Source organism: Mangrovibacterium diazotrophicum (assembly GCF_003610535.1).
GTDB lineage: Bacteria > Bacteroidota > Bacteroidia > Bacteroidales > Prolixibacteraceae > Mangrovibacterium > Mangrovibacterium diazotrophicum.
Window position 1 is genome coordinate 1,666,454 of record NZ_RAPN01000001.1, and the last position, 22,620, is coordinate 1,689,073.

General features: G+C 45.6%; 9 protein-coding genes. 1 reads left to right on the forward strand and 8 read right to left on the reverse strand.

Features of this window, described 5'->3' with window-relative positions; translation table 11 throughout:
• Nucleotides 1–55 precede the first annotated feature (55 nt).
• Nucleotides 56–5,785, reverse strand: coding sequence for a PKD-like domain-containing protein (locus tag BC643_RS06390; RefSeq protein WP_120272303.1), 5,730 nt, complete (start codon nt 5,783–5,785; stop codon nt 56–58).
• 245 nt (nt 5,786–6,030) lie between these two features.
• On the reverse strand, nt 6,031–9,045 hold the full coding sequence (locus BC643_RS06395; protein ID WP_120272304.1) for a glycoside hydrolase family 2 protein: 3,015 nt from the start codon (nt 9,043–9,045) through the stop codon (nt 6,031–6,033).
• Between the two features lie 661 nt (nt 9,046–9,706).
• Here BC643_RS06395 and BC643_RS06400 point away from each other — a divergent pair.
• Entirely contained in the window at nt 9,707–11,896 is a 2,190-nt protein-coding gene (locus BC643_RS06400) for a biotin/lipoyl-containing protein (RefSeq protein ID WP_170154480.1), read from the forward strand.
• A 91-nt stretch (nt 11,897–11,987) separates the two neighbouring features.
• Here BC643_RS06400 and BC643_RS06405 read toward each other — a convergent pair whose 3' ends face one another.
• From BC643_RS06405 to BC643_RS06430, 6 genes are all read right to left on the reverse strand, one after another.
• Nucleotides 11,988–12,629 (reverse strand): copper homeostasis protein CutC, encoded by a 642-nt coding sequence (locus BC643_RS06405; RefSeq protein ID WP_120272305.1) that lies wholly within the window; start codon nt 12,627–12,629, stop codon nt 11,988–11,990.
• 188 nt (nt 12,630–12,817) lie between these two features.
• Nucleotides 12,818–14,458 (reverse strand): RagB/SusD family nutrient uptake outer membrane protein, encoded by a 1,641-nt coding sequence (locus tag BC643_RS06410; RefSeq protein ID WP_120272306.1) that lies wholly within the window; start codon nt 14,456–14,458, stop codon nt 12,818–12,820.
• Between the two features lie 50 nt (nt 14,459–14,508).
• On the reverse strand, nt 14,509–17,616 hold the full coding sequence (locus BC643_RS06415; RefSeq protein ID WP_120274175.1) for a SusC/RagA family TonB-linked outer membrane protein: 3,108 nt from the start codon (nt 17,614–17,616) through the stop codon (nt 14,509–14,511).
• Nucleotides 17,617–17,633: 17 nt separating this feature from the next.
• Nucleotides 17,634–19,349: a hypothetical protein gene (locus tag BC643_RS06420; protein WP_120272307.1), complete on the reverse strand. Its 1,716-nt coding sequence runs from the start codon at nt 19,347–19,349 to the stop codon at nt 17,634–17,636.
• Nucleotides 19,350–19,359: 10 nt separating this feature from the next.
• Nucleotides 19,360–21,051 carry a DUF5108 domain-containing protein gene (locus tag BC643_RS06425; RefSeq protein ID WP_120272308.1) on the reverse strand — a complete coding sequence of 564 codons (1,692 nt, stop codon included), beginning with the start codon at nt 21,049–21,051 and terminating at the stop codon, nt 19,360–19,362.
• 15 nt (nt 21,052–21,066) lie between these two features.
• On the reverse strand, nt 21,067–22,611 hold the full coding sequence (locus tag BC643_RS06430) for a RagB/SusD family nutrient uptake outer membrane protein (protein WP_120272309.1): 1,545 nt from the start codon (nt 22,609–22,611) through the stop codon (nt 21,067–21,069).
• Between the last annotated feature and the right edge of the window lie 9 nt (nt 22,612–22,620).

Genomic DNA, 22,620 nt, shown 5'->3' on the forward strand with positions numbered 1-22,620 from the left:
GTTTGGAGTCGGTTACTTACTGAGTTGATATCGTTGTTTGTTTTTACCATCGGGCTTATCGGATTACGGTGACGTATTGGGTCTTTTTCACGGTTCCGCGCTGGGTCGAATCATAAATTACAACGAAATAGGTGTCGCTGTCCACCGGCTTATTTTTGTACCTGCCGTCCCAGCCCTCGGAACCTTCGTACATCAAAATCCCGTTTCGGTTATAAATTTGAATCCGCCAGCCCTGCAGGTAGAGGTCGTTAATCCCATCGCCATTCGGGGTGAACGTATTCGGGACATCTTCCATACTCGCCCAAATCGTTTGATAAGCATATTCGCGACAGCCGTTCGGATTAACCACTTCCAGCACGATATTGTACGAACCATCCTGATCAACCTGGTAACTGTGAATCACATTTTGTCCGTAACGAAAACTTCCGTCCCCCATATCCCACTGGTAATAAGAACCGGAGATGTCGGTTGCCGACAGCTGAATTTCATTATCGCTGCCCGAAACCTCGGTTTTATCGCTTGTGATCAGGTAATTAAACGGATCATAATAAGCCAGGCTGAAAGTGAACGTATCGCGACAGCCAAATTCGGAGATGCCGATCACCCGGTAGTCTCCTTCCAAATCAAGCAGAATCTCACTTCCGCTGGTCGATGCGTTCCATTCGTAGCTGGCAGCCCCGCTCGACTCCACCAGGATCGAATCACCCGGACAAATCATCAGCTCTTCTCCCCGGCTGATTTCGCCATCATTCAGAAAAACCACGGGATTTGGATTGATGGTAACCTGCGAAACCTCAGAAACCAACGTGTTACACCCGCCCGAAGGGAAGGTCACCACGCAATAATAGTAGCGGGTGTTAGCCAAATCGTAGGCCGGCTGATATTCCGGATCAGTTGCTCCCGGAATCGCCACGCCGTTATCCACATTATTGGAGCCAATGGAATACCATTGGTAAGTAGGCGCTGTCAATCCACTGGTGTGCAACACAACCAGGGGGGCGGGCACTTCACCCAGACAAACCATCCGCGAACTGGGTTGGCGAGTAATAACCGGAGATGCCAATACGGTGATTTGAAAAGTCTTTTCTTCACCCAAACAGGAACCAATTTGGGGCTTCACCCGAATAGTCGCGACAATCGAATCGAGCGCATCATTAATTGCAGTGAAGGCCGGAATATCGCCCTCCCCCTGCGAACTCAGTCCAATGGACGGAACATCAACCTCCCACAGGTTTTGAACCAGCGGCGAACTGCTGATAAACTGGATGGCTTCCGTTAACCGGCCATTGCAGACAGTCTGGTTCGCAGGTTGGAACACATTGATTTCGGGCAATATCCGAATCGTGAATACCTCCTGCGATCCGGTGCAGGATTTCAGGCTATCCTGAAAAGTCGGCACCACCGTAATTTGAGCGGTGATAATGCTATCTGTTGTATTGGTTGCCTCAAACGAAAGGTTGCCCTGCCCGCTTGCCGGCAAACCAATGTCGGGGTTTGTATTGGTCCAGCTATAGCTGTTTGTTTCATCCGTACTGCCAGCTCCGAAATTGACTTCCGCCAATTCGCCAAAACAAAATGCCAGCTCGCCGGGGTTGTTGATAAAGCCCGCCGGATTAACGGTAATATTAAATTGCACCGCCGCACTCGAGCAAGCCTGATTTCCCAATGCGTTTCGGGCAATAACCGTAACCACGCCAACCAGAGGCTCTGTCCCTAAATTTAGGGCCTGAAACTGCGGAATAGTGTTAACTCCGGAAACCGGCTGCAGTCCGATATCCGAACGATCGATCGTCCACTCAAAAGTGGTTTGTGAGCCGGCTGGCTGAAGCTCGATGGCAGTGCTGAGGTCGCCGCTGCAAAGTACCAGGTCTTCAACCGGGTTGGCAACGGGATTTGGGATAACGTACACTGTTGCCGTGAATGCTTCGCCCTCACATCCATTTGCTTCCGGCGTGATCGTATAGGTCAGCTCAACCAATTGGCCGGACTCGTTGATCAGCAACTGGCTGATGGTCGTTTGCGGCGTTGCTTCGCCCTGGGCTCCGGTAACCGAAACGGCAGGGCTGATTGTCGGCGCAGCCCAGGTGTAAGTTGTTCCGCCGGGCACCACCTCTCCGTTTCCGTGCGTTGGATTGATATTGAACGATTCTCCCGAACAAATGGTATCACTGTAAAAAGCTGTGATAACCGGACTTGGATTGACAGTAATACTGAAACTTTCAGAACTGCTGTTGCAGGCAGCACCTCCCAAATCATTTTTGCCCGAAACGGATACAGAGACCGTCACCGGACTTTGGCCGTTGTTGATGGCCAGAAACGGAGCAATCGAATCAACTCCCGCCATCGGCAAACCGATCGTGTTGGCATCTGCCATCCAGTCGAAAACAAACGAATTCCCTTCAAAATAAATTGGGCCGATGGAATCGCCACTACATACAACCAAGTCGCCGACCGGGTTGACACTCGCCCCGGGAATCACATAAACTTCTGCCTCAAAAGGCTCCCCGGTGCAACCATAAGCTGCGGGAATGACGGTATAAACTACTTTAGCAATCTGGCTCGATTCGTTGTAAAGGGTCTGGCTAATCGTACCGGAATCACTAGTGCCTGCTTCCGCACCCGCCACGGCAATAACCGGACTAACCAGAGGATCATCCCAACTGTACGTAATTCCGCTCGGCACAACATCGCCGTTGCCATGAACCGGGCCGAAGCTGAACGTTTCACCGGAACAAATGGTGTCACTGAAAAGCGAGTTGATTACCGGACGCGGATTAACCGTGATTGTAAAAACTTCGGTGTTGGTTTCGCAGCCCAACGAACCGGGGTCATTTTGCGCAGTCACTTCCAGTGTTACGACAATCGGCTCTGTTCCCTGATTAATCGCTTCAAAACGAGCGATGGAATCCTGACCGAAACCAGCCAAACCAATGCTGGCATTGTCCGCAGTCCAGGAGAAAAATGCTGCCTGCCCGTTAAAAATAATCGGCCCAAGCGAATCTCCGCTGCACACTGTAAAATCTTCAACCGGGTCTACGTGTGCCCCTGGCACCACATAAACAATCAACTCAAAAGGATCGCCTTCACAACCGTAAGCAGTTGGCGTAATGGTATAAACCAATTGAGCGATCTGCGTGGATTCGTTGACTAAAGTCTGATTGATGATGGCTTGTGGCATGTTTTCAGCTACCGCACCAGCAATCGAAATTACAGGAGAAACAACCGGTTCTGTCCAGGTGTAGGTCGTACCGTCCGGAACGAGATCCGTCATATTGTTTTCGGGTATCAACTGAAAGCTTTCGCCGCTGCAAATTGAATCGATAAATGTTGTGGTAATGACCGGCTTCGGGTTAACCACAACGTGATGCTCGAACTGCTGCCCGGAACAGGACGAATTGGCAACCAATGTCGCGCTTGCCTGATAGACGAGTTCAATTGGCAATATCGTTGTATTGGTAAGTTTTTCGGCAGGAATCCGGTTTGTTCCGCTCAACGTGATCGCTTCGGCAATACCTGCCGGTTGTTCTACTGTCCAAAACAGATCTACACTGCTGACCGAGCTGGTGAGCGAAACGGCCTTGCTGCTATCGGCGGAACAAATCATCTGGTCAGGTTCTGAAAAGCTGATATCAACTGCCGGATTAACTTTGATTGTAAAGGATTGTGTGGCGCCCGGGCAACCGTTGGCAAAGGGCGTCAAGGTGATCACGGCATCAACGGGTTCTGCTGAGAGGTTGGTTGTTTTGAAGGAAGGAATTGAATCAGTGCCCGATGCCGCCAGCCCAATCGAGGTATTTGAATTGGTCCACTCAACGGTTACGCCGAGAGCTGTATCGGCTAACATGATCTCACCAACTGAGTCGCCGTTGCAGGATTCATAATCTGCGAGCGTCAGCTCTGCAGGCGGACTATTGATATGGATGACCACAGAATCGTTTAAAACTGCATCGCAGGACTCGGAGCTGCGATCCTGAATCCCCAGCAACTTGTAAACAAAAGTCCCGGCCGCAGATGTCGAAATATCGATTGAAGCACTGTTCCCCGGACTACTGGTAATTTCAAGCACCGCGCCATCATTTATGGTGTACTGAAAAGTAAACGGACCGGTTCCGTTCGTTCCGGTAAACGTGACTACCGGAGACGGATCATTCAAACACACATCCGCATCCGACTCGATGATTCCGGCAGGAGTAGGCAGCACTACAATAACGACTTCCCCGGCCTGATCCTGCGAGCACATTGCCTCACTCGATTCAGTAACAGAGATGAGTTCGTAGGTAAAAACCCCGCTTATAGTCGTCGGAACTTCTATGCTTACCGTATCGCTATCGTCCTCTGTTTTTATTGTTTGAACCGTTCCGCCATTTATCCGATACGCAAAAGTATAAGGCGACTGCCCGTTGCTTCCTGTAAAAACAATAACCGGTGCAGGCGCTTGCTGGCAAACCGTATCGCCGCCTACCAGCGTTCCTTCGGGTAAAGGATTCACGACAATGGGCATAGAATAGATGCTGTCGCCGCAGTAGTTTTCAAGCGACAAAGTCACCGTATAGGTGCCGGGATTGGTAAACACATGCGTTTGGCCACCACCACTGGTCGTTACCGGTGGTGTACCATCGCCAAAATTCCAGGTATATTCAGCATCTTGGTTACAATTCGGGTTATAACCGGGAAAGGAAATATTTTCAAAACTGACCGGATTGAGCATACAAACAATCGTGTCTGCATCGAATTCGGGCTCGGGTACAGCAATTACGGTGATGTTATTGACCGAAGCCGTGGTAGAACTACAGCCGTTATGGGCGTTGATTGTCACCACAAACTGATCGCCGGTTCGGCCGCAACTGGACTCGATGTACGAGTGCGGAATGGGGTAATTTTGTGAGTTCTCCGGATCGGCGGCGTTGTAGTAGGGCGAGGCCATCATTTCCTCCTGGGTAATCTGCATGGTTTCGCCATCGCCAAAAGCCACGGCATAAATAGTTCCGGGCGAGTTGGATCCCCATTTGGCAATCTCAAACTCCAGCTCATCAGTTGGCGCGCAAAGGTTGGTGGTAGTCCCCGGGCTGGTAATCCCAACCGATGGATTGGTCACGTTCTTTACCGTATAAGTAATACTGTTGGAGCAGCCATTATCTGCAATTGCCGTTATCTTAAGTTGAAATTCACCCAAACTGGTGTACACGTGATTTAGTGGAAAACTGACACCGGATTCAACAGAAGTTCCATCGCCCCAATCAACCTGGTACGAAAGGACACAACCGGGTACCGGAGAAGAATTGCCCAGATTGACCGTAAACTCGGGCTCGTAGACCGAGGCATCGGCACAATTATTGAACGGACTGAAGGGACGATCGACATCGTAAAACGAAATCTCGGGAGCCTGTTTCACAACCACCGGCTTGGTAACCGGAGTTAGTATGCTATCACCATGCGTGATCTCCAGGGTTACATTGAAAGTCTCCTCCCCACAACCTAAAGAGTTGAAATTGTGACTGGGATTTTTTTCAGAAGAAGTAGAACCATCACCAAAATTCCAGGAATAAACGATTTCTCCTTCCGGCAGTTCTGTCGATGTAAACTGAACAGAAGTTCCGGAGCACTGCTCATCGGTAAAGCTGAAATCGAAGGCCAAACTGTCCGCGTCGGCCACCGCCGACTGCCCGCTAACCGACACGCCGGGATTGGAGTCCAAATCAGTGTTGTAGCGCGCGGTAATAGCTACGCCATCGAACGCATTGATCAGAACAATAAAAAAGATCACGAATCCAGAACACTTGTTCATTTCAATTTTCTAGTAGGTTTAGTGACAAGCAAGCCCTTCTAACAAAAATAGGGAATTGGAAAGAATAAAGAAAACATAAATATATTATCTTAATTCAATGTAAATTCTCCGTCTGAAAAGCGTTGCTATTACACTCATAGTAGCCTACTTGCACAGCCGATAGAGAAACACACGCCCCCGTTCTATGATAAGAACTCATAAAAATCGACAAAAAACTGATATCAAATCCTGCAACAGCCCAATCTTTACTCAACTCGTTGCAGAATCTCCGCTTCCACAATCCGAAGTTGTCCTTCGGTCTTTAGTCCTTCCGGATCTCTAAATCCATCGAGTTCTTTGTTGCCGCTCAATTCGATCATATTTTGAAAGGCATCTTCTTCAACACCCGAGCCCGTCAACTTGATGGTTACTGTTTTGCCAAATGTCGGTACAACGGGGATGGTAATATACCCCAGACTACGGTCCGTTTCGCCTGACCACACCTTTTTGTTGTCGACCAAAATATCGATTGGGTACGAGCGCGTTCGCCAGCCGGTGAGCTTCAACGAAATCTCATCAACCCGAGTCGCTTCTGCGAGCTCGTAGGTAATCCATCCGGTAGACAAGCGTCCGTCGTTGGTCCACTCGCTCATTTCGTTGTCATCGTAGCTCAAAACAGCTTTGTCTATGTTCGCACCGGCCGTTACGGAAACAATAGAGAGCGTTATTCGGCTTACTTCATAAGACGGCGTCAATGGCGTCGGACCTTTCTCCAGATTTGAAGGCAAGCCGGCAGCAACCAAGTCAGCGCGCAAACCATCGACCACCTCTACCGGCGAAGTTTCAAATTGAATGTCGGCACCTTTTAAGCCAACAGCCGAAGCTTTCACTTTTATCTTGCCAGCTTTTGTAGTCGACCGAATTAAAACACGGTTTACGCCACATTCCACCGGCAGCTTCGTTGCTCCAATACAGTTTTCCGGTCCCTGCGCAATACCGCCCAGCCACTCGCCTTCACCCGACAAGTCAAAACTGATTTCATTCAGAGCCGTCGGGCAACGCTGTCCGCCTTTATCAACTACTTCAAACTGAATCAGCGCCAGGTCGGCACCATCAGCTTTAAAGCCATCCGGCGACTGCATTGCCGATAGTTTAATCGCATAAGGTTCGCCAGCCGTTTGAATAGCATCCTCCGCAACCACCTCGCCGGCGGAGTTATAGGAAACTGCTTTGATCTCGCCAGCCTCCCATTTGATATCCGGAAAGGCAAACAGGAAATGATACGAGCGACCACCAAAACCTTTCGATTGACCATTTACAAACAATTCGACCTTGTCAGCGGCCGAAACCACATAAACCGGTTTCACGATTCCCGGCTCGTAGTTCCAATGCCCGATGATGTGCGACAAGTTTTCTGCCGGATCAACCCAACCGTTCCACATCACCTGGTGAGCGTAGAAATTATCTTTGGGGATGCGCATCGGGTCAACCTCACCACTTCTGCGATAGTTCTCGGCCCCGCGATAATGGGTATTGGTATCCGAGAAAATGATATTGGCACCACCACTGCTCACACGCGTTCCGGTACCTGGGCGTTGCTCCCAATAGTCGTACCAGCGAACAATATCCTCCATAGCATGCGAATCCTGGTTGTGATTGTAGGGCGTAGCATCTTTCACCTTACTACCACTCACATTATGGGCAAAAGTTCCGCCCTCTCCGTTTTTATGATATGGCGGTGTAAATTCGTCCCAATATTTACGTAACCCTTCATCGCGCGAATATTCCGTGGCAAACAAAGGCTTTCCTGCACTTTTATTAATGTATAGCATCTCGCCGCCATATTCGGCTTCTTTGCTATCGAGCATCTCGCGGCTGCCAATAGCACGCCCGCCATGCGGATCGTAAGTATTCCGAATATTTTTCAGCTCTGCCATGTGCTCCTCGCTGATATTCTCGTTCCCTCCTTCATAAAAAAGGATACTCGGATTATTGCGGTTATAAACAATAGCGTCCCGCATGAGTTCGCAACGTTGCTCCCAACGACGGCCAGTCACATCTTTCTCCGCATCGCCGGCGGGCATTGCCTGGATCAGCCCCACCCGGTCGCACGACTCCACATCCTGCTTCCAGGGCGTCACGTGCATCCAGCGCACAAAATTGCCGTTGGATTCAATCATCAGCTTATTGCTGTAATCGCTCAACCAGGCTGGCACCGACATGCCCACGGCTGGCCATTCGTTGCTGGTACGTTGCGCATAGCCTTTCATCATGATCACCCGATCATTCAGGTAAACCATGCCATCTCTAAATTCAGTTTTCCGGAAACCCGTCCGAACAGGAACTTCATCGACAACTTTGCCGTCGATCACCACTTGAGATTTCACTGTATAGAGATAACCATAACCCCAGCTCCAAAACTCCAGATTAACAATACTGTCCGCCGCACTGAGCGTTTGTAAACCATTTGGCGAAATCATGCGAGAAATTCCTTTGAAGCTGGCGACTTCTTTGCCATTCAAATCCTCCACAGAAATTTGTAACCCGGCGACAACAGCTGTTGTGCTTTCATTTTTCAATTGCGACTCCACATGGATGACGGCCGATTTTTCCCGAATATTGTAGTCAGTTGCATACACATAAACGCCGGTTGTTCCCAATGTCGAGTACAGAGGTAGAGTTTGATAAACACTGCCGGTTGTGTGCAGATAAACATTCTTGGGGATGCCACCGTAGTTGGCATTGAAATTCTTGTCGTTCCACTGGTAGCGCTGGTTGTAAAAACGTTCTCGGTAATCCCAGGCATTGTCCGTTCGAACGGCCAAGACATTTTCTTGCGGATATGGTTTGACTAAATCTGAAATATCCAGCCCAACAGCCATTACACCGTTTTCGTGCAATCCAACCAAAGTCCCGTTAAGGTAGAATTCTCCTCCATGACGAACTCCTTCAAATTCGAGAAACACTTTTCCTTTTGAACGATTTTCGGGCAACACGAATGATTTTCGGTACCAGGCAATACCGGTCGAAAGATCCTGGATATCCTTTTTAAACGCCTCATCTTCGTTCCAGGCATAAGGTAGTGTCACCGTTTTCCATTTTGAATCGTCAAAATCGGATTTTTCAGCTCCCTCGGCATCTCCGACAAAGAGCTTCCAACCAGGGTTGAAATTGTAAGTTTGTCTTTCGGATTGTGCCAGAGCCTTATTTGAAGCTCCGAATAAACAGGTATTCAATAAAAATAGGACGGACAGCAGTTTTTGAGTAGTAAAAAACTTCATTGAGTGTGTGATTTAGTTAGTAGTAGTTGGCCTGATAATAAGAAAACAGCTTGAGAAGCTCGACAAACACCCCCTGGCAGCTATTCCCGTTTTCAGACTCATCAAAGATAAAAAGAACGCGACTACCATTCAAATCGATTCGGAACGAATAATTTTCTATTTAACATCAATATGCAAATTCAGTTGTTTCCGATTCCCTTTTCGAAACTAAGAGAAATTCGCCATATCAATCATTAGTTCAAAATAAAAACTTTCGAATCGAATTATTTGGTCCAACTCGGCAAAAATGCTTGATCAACGTCCAATCGTCAAACATTTAAAGACTTAAATGTCTTTTTATCCAACTTTTCAATCACTGACGAACAAATAGACAGCCAAATATCCCGAATGCACAACTTTTGAATCGCCGTTAAGGCAAACGAGAAACACGCAAGCCAAACCTGCTGTAAAACATTATCAAAATGCTCATTTTAAGGATATTTATCAACTTTTAAGGAGATGTAGCTCAATATTTAATTTGTGTAAATTTTAAAACTTTCAATTTAAAAAGTCGACGAAAGTCATAAATGCATTCCTTTGATTACTGTAATTTAGCCGACACAAGAACCGTAAAAGGTTACAACTATAATTTCATTTTATTAACTATTTTGAATTTTCATCTATGTCAAGAAAACTTTTGATAAGAGATTTGACTCTGAGAGATGGCCAGCAATCTTTGTTTGCCACACGTCTGCGCCAAGAGCAGATTGACAGAGTTCTCCCATTTTACAAGTCAGCTAACTTTTACGCCATGGAGGTTTGGGGTGGCGCCGTGCCGGATTCGGTGATGCGCTATCTGAACGAGAATCCATGGACGAGGTTACAAACCATTAAAAAAGCCGTTGGCGATGTCAGTAAACTGACTGCCCTGTCTCGCGGTCGTAACCTGTTTGGTTACACTCCTTACACCGACGAGATCATCGACGGATTCTCCCGCAATGCGATCGAATCAGGCTTGGGTATCATGCGTATTTTCGATGCGCTGAACGACATCAACAACGTTAAGTCGACCATCAAGTATGTGAAACAACACGGCGGTATTGCCGACTGTGCTGTTTGCTACACCATTGACCCGGAACCGGAGAAAAAAGAAGAGCCAGTTGTTGAGCAACCTAAAAAAGGCCTTTTCGGAAAATTATTCGGTAAAAAAGAAGAAGCTCCTGCTCCTGCAGCAGAACCGGCATTCAAGCCAGTTTTTACTGATGAGTATTTCCTGAATAAGGCCATGGATTTGGAAAAACTGGGTGCCGATATGATCACCATTAAAGACATGAGTGGTCTGATCCCGCCAAAACGCGTTGCCAAATTGATTTCGGAGTTCAAGAAAAATCTGCAAATTCCGGTTGATTTCCACACACACTGTACGCCTGGATATGGTTTGGCTGCCGTATTGGCTGCGATCATGAATGGTGTTGACATTGTGGACACCAACATTTGGAACTTTGCCGGCGGACCTGCAGCTCCTGCTATCGAGTTGATTTACATTTTCTGTAAGAAACTCGGTGTTGACTTGGATGTGAACATGGAAGCTGTTGCAGAGATCAACAAAGAACTTTTCAACATTCGTAAAGAATTGGCTGACATCGACGCCAGCAAACAATTCCCGAATCCATTCAATCCTCTTACAGATACATTGCCAACTGAGATTGACGCTCTGTTTGACAAAGCAATTGAAGAGTGCAAAAAAGGAAACGAAGAAACTTTGTTGGCTGCTTGTCACGCCATCGAAGCTTACTTCAACTTCCCAAAACCAAATAAACTGGTTCAAACAGCCCAGGTGCCTGGTGGTATGTACACCAACATGGTTGCCCAATTGAAAGCGTTGAAATCGGAAGACATCCTGGAAGATGCGATGAAACTGATTCCGCAGGTACGTATTGATGCCGGTTTGCCTCCGTTGGTTACTCCAACCAGCCAGATTGTTGGTGCACAAGCGGTAAACTGCGCAATGTGTATCAAGAATGGCAAACCAATGTATTCAAACGTTTCGAACCAGTTCAAGAGCCTGGTGAAAGGTGAATACGGAACCACTCCAATACCGGTAAATCCGGACTTCCGCGAACAAATTTGCGGACACCGCGACGAACGTCCTTTCGATACTTCAACATACCAAATGCAACCAAACCCAACTTTGGACCAGTTTGGAGGCGTTAAATTGGCTGAAAATGAAGAAGAAGTATTGTTGCTTGAATTGTTCCCGATGGTGGCTAAAGATTACCTGATGGGCGTGAAAAAAGCAGCTTGGGAAGCGAAAAAAGCAACTGAACCGAAGGTTGCAAAAGCTGCTGAAGCACCAAAAGCCGAAGCGAAGAAAATCGTTGGTGAGACCATCGTTACGCCACTTCCGGGCCGTCTGCTGAATTACCTGGTTGCTCCGGGCGACAAAGTAAAAATCGGCCAGCCGGTAGCCATTGTTGAAGCGATGAAAATGGAAAACACCATTACATCAACTCACGAAGGCTATGTAAATAATTTGGTTGCCGGTTTAGGTGAAACCCTGCCTGCAGAAGCCGTAATCATGGACATTGTTGCGGAAGCGATTGCAACAGCTGCTCCTGAAAAACCGAAAGCTGCCGCTAAAGTGAATGTACCAACAACAGGAATTACTGTTCCGATGCCAGGTAAAATTCTGGACATCCAGGTAAATCCGGGTGACTCTGTAAAACCAGGCCAAGTTGTTGTTGTGCTGGAAGCCATGAAAATGGAAAACAGCATCACAGCTGAAATTGGTGGTACAGTAAATCAAATTTTTGTTGAAGTAGGCGAAACCGTTTCTGCCGATACAAAAGTTCTGGATTTAGTTGAAGCATAGTCGAAGCCGAATTAACACTTCAATACCAATAAAAAAGGTTTTAGGCGATTTGCCTAAAACCTTTTTCTTTTTATTCAATTTCCATTGGCAATTAAACCAATGGACCAACAATCTTTTTACCGTGGTACTCAGGTGAACCAATCAATTCGAACAGTTCGTCGATATTGTCGTTGGTCACTTTACCGGCCACGACCACTTTCAGCTTTTCGCCTCCAAGCTCAGTCATTTTTCGCAACAGGGCCGCACCATCTTTCGCAGTTGGTTCACCACCTGATGTCAGAACAGCATCCACTTCGGGCACCTCATGGTACAAGCGCTGGAAATCAGCCCAGGTATCATTTACACTGTCGATCGCTTTATGGACACAAACATTCATTGGTTTTGCCAATTCTGCCAGACGTTTGATCACTGGAATATCCAGATTATTATCGGCCGTTGTAACACCGAAAACAACGCCATAAACGCCTTTCGACTTGAAAAAGGCAATCTCCTCTTCCATCTGCTTGATCTCGTCTTTTGTGTAAAGAAAACCACCTGCACACGGGCGCACCATTGCTTTTATCTGAATATCGACCTGGGCCATCACTGCGTCCAACAGCTCCTCCGACGGTGTCAGGCCATCATTTGCCAAATCAGAGCATAATTCCAGGCGGTTCGCTCCCCTTCTCTCTGCCAATACGCATTCGGCTACCGTTTCAACGCAAGCCTCGCGCACCAAAATTTTAGAACTCATAAAAAATGTTGATTTAGGAATAGGTGCGCAAAGTTATACGAGCCTCGTGTAAATTGATTTCAATCGGCCACTAAAAATTCAGGATCGTAACATTAAATCGTCAAAAAATGAAAATCCCCCGCACCATCAGGTGCGGAGGACTCCACTATCAATTAGTTACAATATGGTATTGCAACAGAATCTTCTACTTAAAAATCCCATTTAATGAAGAAGTCTCCTCCTTCAATTGCGGAACGAATCGCTGCTTGTTGCGCAACCGGATACTTCGGCACCACGCGGTCGGCGATAATAGACATGTCATTGTAACGTTTCGCCATGCGATACGCCATTCCCATTACACGTCCTTCATTCGGGAATTCCAGCAACATTTCGTCCAACAGCGCCAGATCGTATATTTTCATCCGTTCTTCTTCTGTCATATCATTATAATCCTCGTCTTCGGGAGTTGGCAACTCGTGCTGAGTAGCGGAAACTACACCACAAATACCCAGGTTTTTGTATGAAGTCCCGGCGTAAGTGTAGAAAATCGTGTACTGTGGATCCCACTGATCCGGATCAGAGTTTGTGGTAAATGCGTTTAACTCGGTGAAACGGTTTGAAACCCCTTCGTTTAACAGCGTTTTAGCCGGATCCCAATGCCCCAGGTGATTTTCAGCTTCGGCCAACCAGAAATGCAGGTCGTGACCGCGATACAACGGGATACTGGCATCACTCTGGTAAGCAGCTCTCCAGCGGTAATTACTGTGGTACTTTCCGATTACGGTATCACCATCCTGGTTCAGAAAGTTACAAGCCGTCCCCCTTCTGTCATTTTCGTTGTATTTGCTCATCGCATAAGTTGACGGACGAAGCAAATACTTCGCCGGAGAGCGGTGACCGAAGAATGTAATTAAATCGTTTGTCTGATTATTGGTGTAATCGTAAATGATTGACGAGATTGAAGAACGGCTGTAGTAGCTACCTTCCGCAAAAATACGGTAGTAGTTGTTTGTCCAACCGGCATTCAACGAGAACCGATAATAATCGATTGCAAATGCTTCTTCCAGACGATCTAAAATATGTTCCTGAATCCAGGCATAGTCAGGCGCATCCGTGTTCAACAATAACTCGCAACGCAAGCTCAACCAATCGGGAGTAATGTAATTCCAGCCAACATAGGCACCGTCAGTCGGGTTTTCCGGATCGAGCCAGGTTCCCCAGTTCATTTCCAACGTTCCGTCAATTCCGTTCACACCCGAATCAAGTAAATCCAAGCATTTTGTAACAATCTGATCGAAGTTCATTTCGGTGAAAGTCCCAGCATCTGTCAGGTCTTTTAACTCGGTAATCGGATCGTCGAAATACATGGCCTTGCCGTACAATTTCGCCAACTTAAAGTAAGTCCAGGCTTTAATCCGCAGCGTACTACTAATCAACGCATTGAAGTTTGTCTCAGTTGTTTGATCCATTGCTTCCCCCAGGTTGTCCTTGTACTCAAACATCTTATCCAGATAATCATTACAAGCAATGATTACGGCATAGAAATCTGCAGGGTCAGCATATTCGTTAGTCGATGTGTTGTTGTAATTATACAACTGCCACAGATCCTCCGGGGCATCAGAAGTCGGTTCCATGAAATCCATCCGGATGTCGGACATGAAAACCATTTGATCTCCCATGACCTGCATCTTTGAAATGATTCCGAGGAAACCGGAATACATTTCACTTTGTGCTCCAATGTAATCATCGCTATTGATGATATCAGACGGGTCGGTGTTAAAGTAATTATCACAACCCGCGAATGAAAGTGCCATCAAGACGACGAATATATTTTTGAATATCTTTTTCATACACTATTTATTTTTGTCAATTCTGTATTGCATGTTTTCAAATTCCCGGGTTAGAATTTCAGATTGAAACCAAACTTAACTGTTCGTGGAAGAACAACTTTAGAGTAGTCGACACCTTGAAGTGCATCATCATAAGAGTATGCAAATTCCGGATCAAGTCCCAGGTAGTTTGTCCAGGTAAACAAGTTTTCACCTGTTACATAAATTTTACCTGAACGGAAGAAATTCAAAACAGCTTTATCGAATTCGTAAGCCAAAGTCACATATTTCAGCTTCACATAGGATGCATCTTCAATCCAACGAGATGAGAATGCATTGTTATTCATTGGGTCACCGTAAACAGCTTTTGGAATATCTGTTTGCTGACCATCCAATTGCCAACGGTTAACGGCTGCACGCGATTGGTTGTTGAAGCTGTCCAAAGCTTCGATTGAACGACGGGTTCCGTTGTACGCTTCGTTGCCCGAAGTGTAAGTGAACTCAGCTGATAACGAGATATTTTTGTAACGCACATAGGTATTGAATCCACCAAAGAAATCAGGCGTTGCAGATCCTAAGATTTGTTTGTCTTCGTCGCTGATTTGTCCATCGTTGTTTACATCCTGGTAATGCACATCACCAGCCTCGTAGCTTTCACCGCGCCAGTCTTTCAAATTAGCAGCGCTGGCTTCAGCTTGTGAAGCAAATACACCAACTGCTTTATAACCGTAGAAGCTGTATGGGTTTTCGCCAACTGCAGTAATCAGCTCGGCTCCGTCAGGTAATTCCATCGTTGTAGATGTTGTACCGCCTAACGACTTAACTTCATTGTTCAAAGTGCTAATGTTTCCACCGATAATCCATTCGAAATCTTTCGTTTTCAACAAAGCAGCCGACAATTCAAGTTCGATACCCGAGTTTGAAATTTCTGCAACATTGTCATAGTAGGTTGAAGACCCCAGAACAGAGCTGATTGGTTTGGCAAACAGCACATCAGACGATTTCGCATTGAAATAGCCAATTCCTAAATCCAATCTGTTATCAAGCAGTGAAATATCTGCACCCAGATCCAGTTGTTTGGTTGTTTCCCACTTCAGGTTTGTATTGGGGATACTTGAGCGTACAATGCCCGACAATACCAGGAATGGTGTGCTCTCGTAGTAGTTTTTACCGTAATTTGAGGAGAAACGGCTGTTACCGGTTAACCCGTATTCAACACGGAGATTTAATTTATTTACGAATGAGGAATTCTCAAGACTAGTCAGGTTCTTCGCCATGAAAGTCAAGCCGGCAGAAGGAAACACGCCTAATCTGGAAGCGTCAACGCCTGATGAAGATGTTCCGTCCAAAGCAACATTTACCGAAGCTCTCAACAAGTTATTCATGGTGTAATCACCGTGAGCATACATATTCATCCAGTTCCATTCGTCGATGTATCCGTAGAATTGGGTCGTACCGCTTTCCACAAAATCCAGCGTTTGGTAAAAGTCATTCGCTGTATTGTACCCTGAACCGGCGTCGTATTCCTTTTTGCTGGTCAGCATTTGAATACCACCATATGCATTGAATAAGTTTCCGTTACTCAGAATCTTTTTATAGTTCGCGTTTACATTGTAATACAGATTTTTGACTTCACCAACTCCCGAACGAACGGTGTTCTCTGCCAATCCGTTATTCATGGCTACAATGGTAGCGCTACTGCGTCCCGGTATGAAAATATTCTCCTGGTCGTAGTTGTAGTACAAACCAAAGGTTCCTGAAAGCAACAAGTCTGAAGTTAGTTTATAATTTGCTCCGAAACGAAGGTTCACATTGTGTTGACGATCTTCAGCTGTCAATGTATTGACGATCGCTACCGGGTTACTCACACCATATCTGTAAACATCGTAATCAGCCAAAATGCTTCCGTCCGGATCTTTCTTGTAAGGACTCAGCATCGGCAATTTGCTGTAGGCAACCAACACCGGGTTTGTTTCCTCGATCATACCTTGTTCCTGCAAATCTGCTTGCATGTATGCCAAACCAATACTGGCAACCAACTCCAACTTACGGTTTACATTGATACTGGTATTGATTTGTGTGTTGTAACGGTTACGCTTTGTACCGTCAACCACACCTCCTTCGGTCATGTATCCAAGAGCAACATCATATTTTGCAACAGCGTCTCCACCTTCAACACGAAGAACATTGTTTGACACCATTGACGGAGCGTAAATCTCGTCCTGCCAGTCCGTTTTATTATTGTACAAATAGTTGTAGTAATATTCAGGATCGTCTACCAGGAAAGGGAAATTCGAGATCAGGTCAGCCATGTTATCGTAATAAGTTAAACCGATATCCGTCAGGTACGATTTATACTCATCACCATTCATTACCGGAAGTCTCCGATCGTTCCAGTTCACACCGAACTGAGAATTCAAACTAATCTGCGTTTCCAATTTATCCGTAGCGGAAGCGCCATTGGTTTCAATCAGGATCACTCCGTTGGCTGCCATTGAGCCATAAATCGAAGCTTCTGCTCCTTTCAAAACAGTGATGTTTTGAATATCCGAAACGTTCAGTCCGGCCAACATACCGCGAGAGTAGCCTCCAATAATTGGAGACTCTTCCGTATCGGGCATATAAGGTACACCGTTCACCAAAATCAACGGCATATTTTTACTGACCATCGACCGAATACCGCGAAGGTTTAAGTAAGCACCTTCGCCGGGCATTCCGCTTTTATTGGTAACTCTCAAACCAGAGATTTCGCCTTGCAAAGCATTCTCGATGGTATGAACCTGGTCAAAATCCTTTGATGCGAGGTTTTTGGCAGCCGATGTTTGCGTTCCCGATGTCAGGTTACGAAAAGGAAACACTAAATCCTCATTGTACTTGGGTTTGGCCAAATCAACCATCACCACAAAAACTTCAGTTCGCCCCAGAAGAGGTTGCGAAACTTCGTAGAACCCTTCAGCCGAAACTGTCAGGGTACCTTCGGGATCAACGACTTCTACCTCGAATTCGCCGTTTTCATTGGTCTGTACAACGCCTTCCGTACCGCTGATGGTCACAACAGCAGCCGAAATGCCTATCTTGTCGGAGGAAGTAACTTTACCTTTTACTGAAATATTCTGAGCCGACAATCCACATACCAATAAAAGAAACAGTATTGTCAGTGCTATTCTATATTGTCTCATATTCAATACTTTATCCATTAATAATTATTCGCAGTAGGCCGTAATGTCCAGCAGTAAGTCTGATAATAAGCTTTGCTACTTCCGTCAAAAGCATATGTTGTCAGGCTATTACTTTCTACCTTGATTCTGATTGGTTGTAATTCTGTCCCCTCAATCGTAACGATTCCGACTTCTGAACCATCGCAGTCGTAGTAATTAGCCCGGTTACTGATAGCATAATAATCCTTCCAAACATATCCTTCGGGATAACCCAGTGCGGTACGGTCGTAGTGTGTATTGGGGTTTACATTGTCGTTAACAAGTACATCGTTCACATAAACCTGATCACGATACGGGAAACTTTGATTTCTGAATCCCATTCTTAAGTTGTACTCACCAGGAGGTACCATCACAACGGCAATTGTTCCGTCTTCATTCAGTGAAATACCTGTAAATTCAACTGAAACAACACTTTTATTGGCAATAGCATCAGCTGTTGGGTAAGCGCGCAAGGTTTTGTACGGGATGAAAGGCCATGGTCCAAGCGGTCCAAAACCGCCTTCATCTTTTACATCGAAGTTCTGCATGCCTACAGTTTTGAAGTACTCAGCTTTTTGAGTCTCATCACAATATTCCCAAATATAGAATCGGTTTTTAATCCGGTAGATTACAACGTTGTTAGGGATCTTCAACGCAGTAGTATAGTAAGCAACACCGTTACTCAACTGAACCGGGTTAGAGGTATCCACGCGTTGAACGGTTGGCTTCCACTGTACACCTGATGTTGAAGAAGACTCGCCTTCAATATAACCAGAAACCGAATAAATATCGGTAACCCCATTCAGGCTATCCGCACTTATCACATAATCATAAAATGCTGATTTAATGATATACTGCTCGAACTTTAAGGTATCGTTCGCATTCGGCTCACGTCCCAATGCATCGCGAACATCCTGGTAGGCTTTTGTTAAAGCACCTTCAACTAGTGTATTGTTTGGAATCAACATGGTTGATGAATAGAATTCAGAACGCATGTTCCAACTTTCGCTACCACCTGAACTATAACGGTCCATCAACAGGTTTTTCGTAACAAAAACTGAATCGTAAACGGTGTTACCTGTGTTGTCGATTCCGACAGGCACACTGTTGCTGCGATCGAATGTTTGTTCTTCGTAAGAGAACACCAGATCTTTAAACATTGAATAATCGTCGCCAAGCGCATTCAGCACTTCATACATCGATTTCGGTGCATAAATCGGACTGCTCATCAAGTAAACATATCCATTGTCCACCTGAATAATTTTAGAAATCTTTGATTCTGCAATGTAATAATCGGTCGTATTGGTTGTTTTATCGACCGCTACTGCCAGGTATTTACCGTTCCACATCCGGATGGACAAACCATCGACTAATTTGGTAGGGGTAAAAGCCAGGTCGCTCACACAGGTATTTGCAAAAAATGCAGGATCGTCGATTTGCGCGCCGCTCATGACCGAGTTTGAATAAACCAAAACGGTGAACAACTGATCTTTCGACTCTAATTCTGTAAATACATTTTGTTCTGTAAATAAGCTGGCGATAGAAGTCAAATCGGTATTCGACTGGATGTACTCTTCGGCAGACATACTAGCAACTTCTATTAAGTCACTTGCCACCTCTTTATTTTCAGGCATGTAGTGCTGATCCCACTTTTCGGTACAAGCCGAGGACAGCAGCAATAAAGCCACAACGATATATAAAAAACTTCTTTTCATAACCTACGAATTAATCGTTAATAGGAGTAAACTTAATGTAATCCAACTGCAGACGATAAGCGCTGCTTGTCGTCGCTCTCGGATCCAAAAGAACAATCTTCAATTGGTGGTTATCGCTTGCTTCAAATTCGATTTCGCTGAAAAGAGTCAAGCCATAGATTCCAACCGAAGCGCTAGCTCCGTCATACACATAAACTTCATTGGAAGTATCGTCTAAGGAGAATTTACACAAACTACCGCCCGACACAAACTCACTTAATGAACCTGCACTTGCGTAGAATAATTCAACTTTGTAACGACCTTTCAATACCACCGGTGTCTGCATGGTGATGTTACCGGAATACCCCAGGTTTACAAACAACATGTCGTTTTTGTATGCACCGTAAGTGTTCGTTACCCCACCGTCGTTCGATTTGGTGATCAGGTATCCACATGCCGGGTAAGAACCCGAAGAAGCTGAAGAGAATGCATTCCATTCATAACTTGTAACCGCATCCGGGTCGAAAGTCACTTTGTATTCATTTGCCTGAATAATCTGGAAAATATCTCCCAAGCTGTTACTGGCACCATAAGCGTTCACATAGGACGCTACATCGTCGTAATCACAAACATCCCAAATAATGGTCACTGGTTTTGGAGAGAAAACAGGCATATAATCGTTCACTTCCTGTAACAAACCGTTCTTCGCCGGGATATCTGTCATATCAGTAACAAAGCTGATTCCTGTAGAGGTTTCGTCGTCATAATTTACGTAGTAACTTCCGTCAATATCACTGGTTGAAAGAACCTGTTTATCGGCTAAGGTGCTCCACACGGCAGTTGAATCATCACCTGAGAACGTGTAAAGATCTTCGATATACTTGGTTGACGACAACAAGTGATACGCCACATACTGGTAAAGCGCATTTTCCGAATTTTCGTAATCGTTTGAAGCTCCAACTTTGCTCACCAAATCAGAAAGTGAAGAAACTCCATCGGCAGCAAAAGTTGTGTTTGAAACCACAAAAGCAGTATAGTTTCTTTTCACAACCGAGCTTCCACCGTACTCATTTTGAATGGTGTCATAAACGGTATTCAAAGTCTCATCCCAGCCGGTTGCTTCTACCGCATCTTTAAAGATTGAATAGTCATCGTTCTCAACCAAACGATCGTAGATTGTTTCCACCAACGGAGTAAGCACACCTTTCAGCGCATATACATAACCATTGGTTACCTCGTTTGCGAATTCGTCAACTAAGGCTTCGTCATTCAGGTAGACTGAATTAATACCTCCTTCAGATGTTTCGCTGTCGTCGAACGACACGGAAAGATAGTCACCAGACAAAGTCGGCATTGTCAATTTACCCCCAAGCAAGAATTCCTTTTGAGAAATTTCGCCTTCGATAACATGGTATTTCACCAACGCCTTGGCGTATTCTTTAGTCAAATCTGTAACAGCAGAAACTCCTCGTGCCTCCAGGAATGCTTCAACAGCTTCGTTGTTAGGCACAAATAGGGTGAACGTTTTGCTGGCCTGGTTAACCGCATTGTACATATCGGCGTAATTCAAGATCTCGATCCACTCTGAAAATTCGTCCTGACGACTTTCCAGGTATGTAGCTGCAGGGTACAAATCGTACACCACAAAATTGTCATTTTCGTATGGGTCCTGGCATGAGAACAGGAGCAGCAACACCATACTTAATAGCAAATATTTTTTCATAATCTTGGTCTTCTTTTAGTTTAATACTTGGTAGTACGGATTTTGCACGAGCTTCCTGTTGTTCTCAATCTCACTCGTTTCAATCGGCAAGTAGAGCGCATCGTCATTGTTTAATACTGATCTAATCCATGCAGGGTTAGCTGTATTGTTGTAGTCAACAACCATGTTTACCAGGAATTTATCGCGGTAGGCGAAACCATCGCGTTTTCCTAAACGAAGCAAGTCGTACCAACGCTTACCTTCAGCCGCCAGTTCCATATTGCGTTCGTGTAAAACAAGCTCCAACATATCTGCTTCGCTTAGTTCTTCCAGAACAGGCTCCAAAGCCGGAAGATTCGAACGGGTGCGGATGGTATTAATCAGGTCAATTGCCGTTTGCCAGCTTTGAGTACCAACTGAAATCAGTGCTTCTGCTTTCATCAGCATCACGTCGGCCATACGGTAAACAATAAAGTTAGGGTCCTGCTCTGTGCTCGAGGCTCTCACCTGGTCCTGCAAACCAATACCCGAATATTTCCAAACATAGCCTGTTGTCGCTTTTTGGTAGTTAGTCACAACCACATCGGTTACATAGCCACCATACATGGTACGAACAGCATCGTTTGTTCCGGTCAAGTCGGTTTCTTCAATCCAGTCCATCAACATTTGATCGGTGTATTGGAATATGTTACCCGATTTTCCAAACATTGTTGCCAAACTGTTCGATTGGCTGTAGGTTGACTGGTCCCAATTGATTTCGAAAATTGAACCGTTGCTGTTGCCCGGATAATAAAGTTCGTACCATTTGGTTGGGTCTGTCACGAATACAGGACGGAAAGAAGAAGTCGCATCGATGATCTCATTACAGTGCATCACTGCCGTTTCATATTCTTCGTTCCACAAACAAACATCGGCCATTAAAGCATGCAATGCCCATTTGGTTGCGCGTCCTTTGGTTGCCCAATCTTCTTCGAATTTCTCTTTTGCTGCACCGGTTGCCAAAGCTGTCGAGATATCTTCTTTTATCTGAGCAATAATTTCCGCTTCTGTTGACTTTTCTTTTTCGTAGCTGATTTTGTCCGTTTCATAAGGCTCAGTAATCAGCGGAGCATCACGCCAGTTGCGAACGATATAGAAATAACTTAGAGCTCTCAGGAAATAGGCTTCAGTTAAATAAGAGTTCATCACTGCTTCGTCGAAGGTCGCATCGCGTTGCAGAACCGTTTCTGCATTTGCGATAACCGAGTTCGACATGTTGATGACTTTATACAACGGAGCCCAGGTACACATGTAGGTGTCATCGGCAGTAACCTGGAATGTTTGTAAATCCCCTCCGCTCACATTACCTCCAACGGTCGTGTAAATGCCTGCTCCCCGAAGCTCCCCCCAACGAACGAGGTAAGGAACAGCATCGCGTAAATAAACGTATCCTGCAGCCAATACAGACTCCACTTCTTCCTTGGAGGTCCAGTATTCATCGCTTACCTGTTCGTTTTCAGGCAGCACCGTCAGCCAATCGTTACATGCCGTAAACTGAAAGGCCAGGATTGCTATCAATAATAGGTATTTAATCTTTTTCATAAATTCGAA

Excerpts from the sequence above, each read along its gene's own strand:
- BC643_RS06390 (WP_120272303.1), bottom strand. The coding sequence starts at position 5,785 with ATGAACAAGTGTTCTGGATTCGTGATCTTTTTTATTGTTCTGATCAAT.
- BC643_RS06405 (WP_120272305.1), bottom strand. The coding sequence starts at position 12,629 with ATGAGTTCTAAAATTTTGGTGCGCGAGGCTTGCGTTGAAACGGTAGCC.
- BC643_RS06395 (WP_120272304.1), bottom strand. The coding sequence starts at position 9,045 with ATGAAGTTTTTTACTACTCAAAAACTGCTGTCCGTCCTATTTTTATTG.
- BC643_RS06400 (WP_170154480.1), top strand. The coding sequence starts at position 9,707 with ATGTCAAGAAAACTTTTGATAAGAGATTTGACTCTGAGAGATGGCCAG.
- BC643_RS06410 (WP_120272306.1), bottom strand. The coding sequence starts at position 14,458 with ATGAAAAAGATATTCAAAAATATATTCGTCGTCTTGATGGCACTTTCA.
- BC643_RS06420 (WP_120272307.1), bottom strand. The coding sequence starts at position 19,349 with ATGAAAAGAAGTTTTTTATATATCGTTGTGGCTTTATTGCTGCTGTCC.
- BC643_RS06415 (WP_120274175.1), bottom strand. The coding sequence starts at position 17,616 with ATGAGACAATATAGAATAGCACTGACAATACTGTTTCTTTTATTGGTA.
- BC643_RS06430 (WP_120272309.1), bottom strand. The coding sequence starts at position 22,611 with ATGAAAAAGATTAAATACCTATTATTGATAGCAATCCTGGCCTTTCAG.
- BC643_RS06425 (WP_120272308.1), bottom strand. The coding sequence starts at position 21,051 with ATGAAAAAATATTTGCTATTAAGTATGGTGTTGCTGCTCCTGTTCTCA.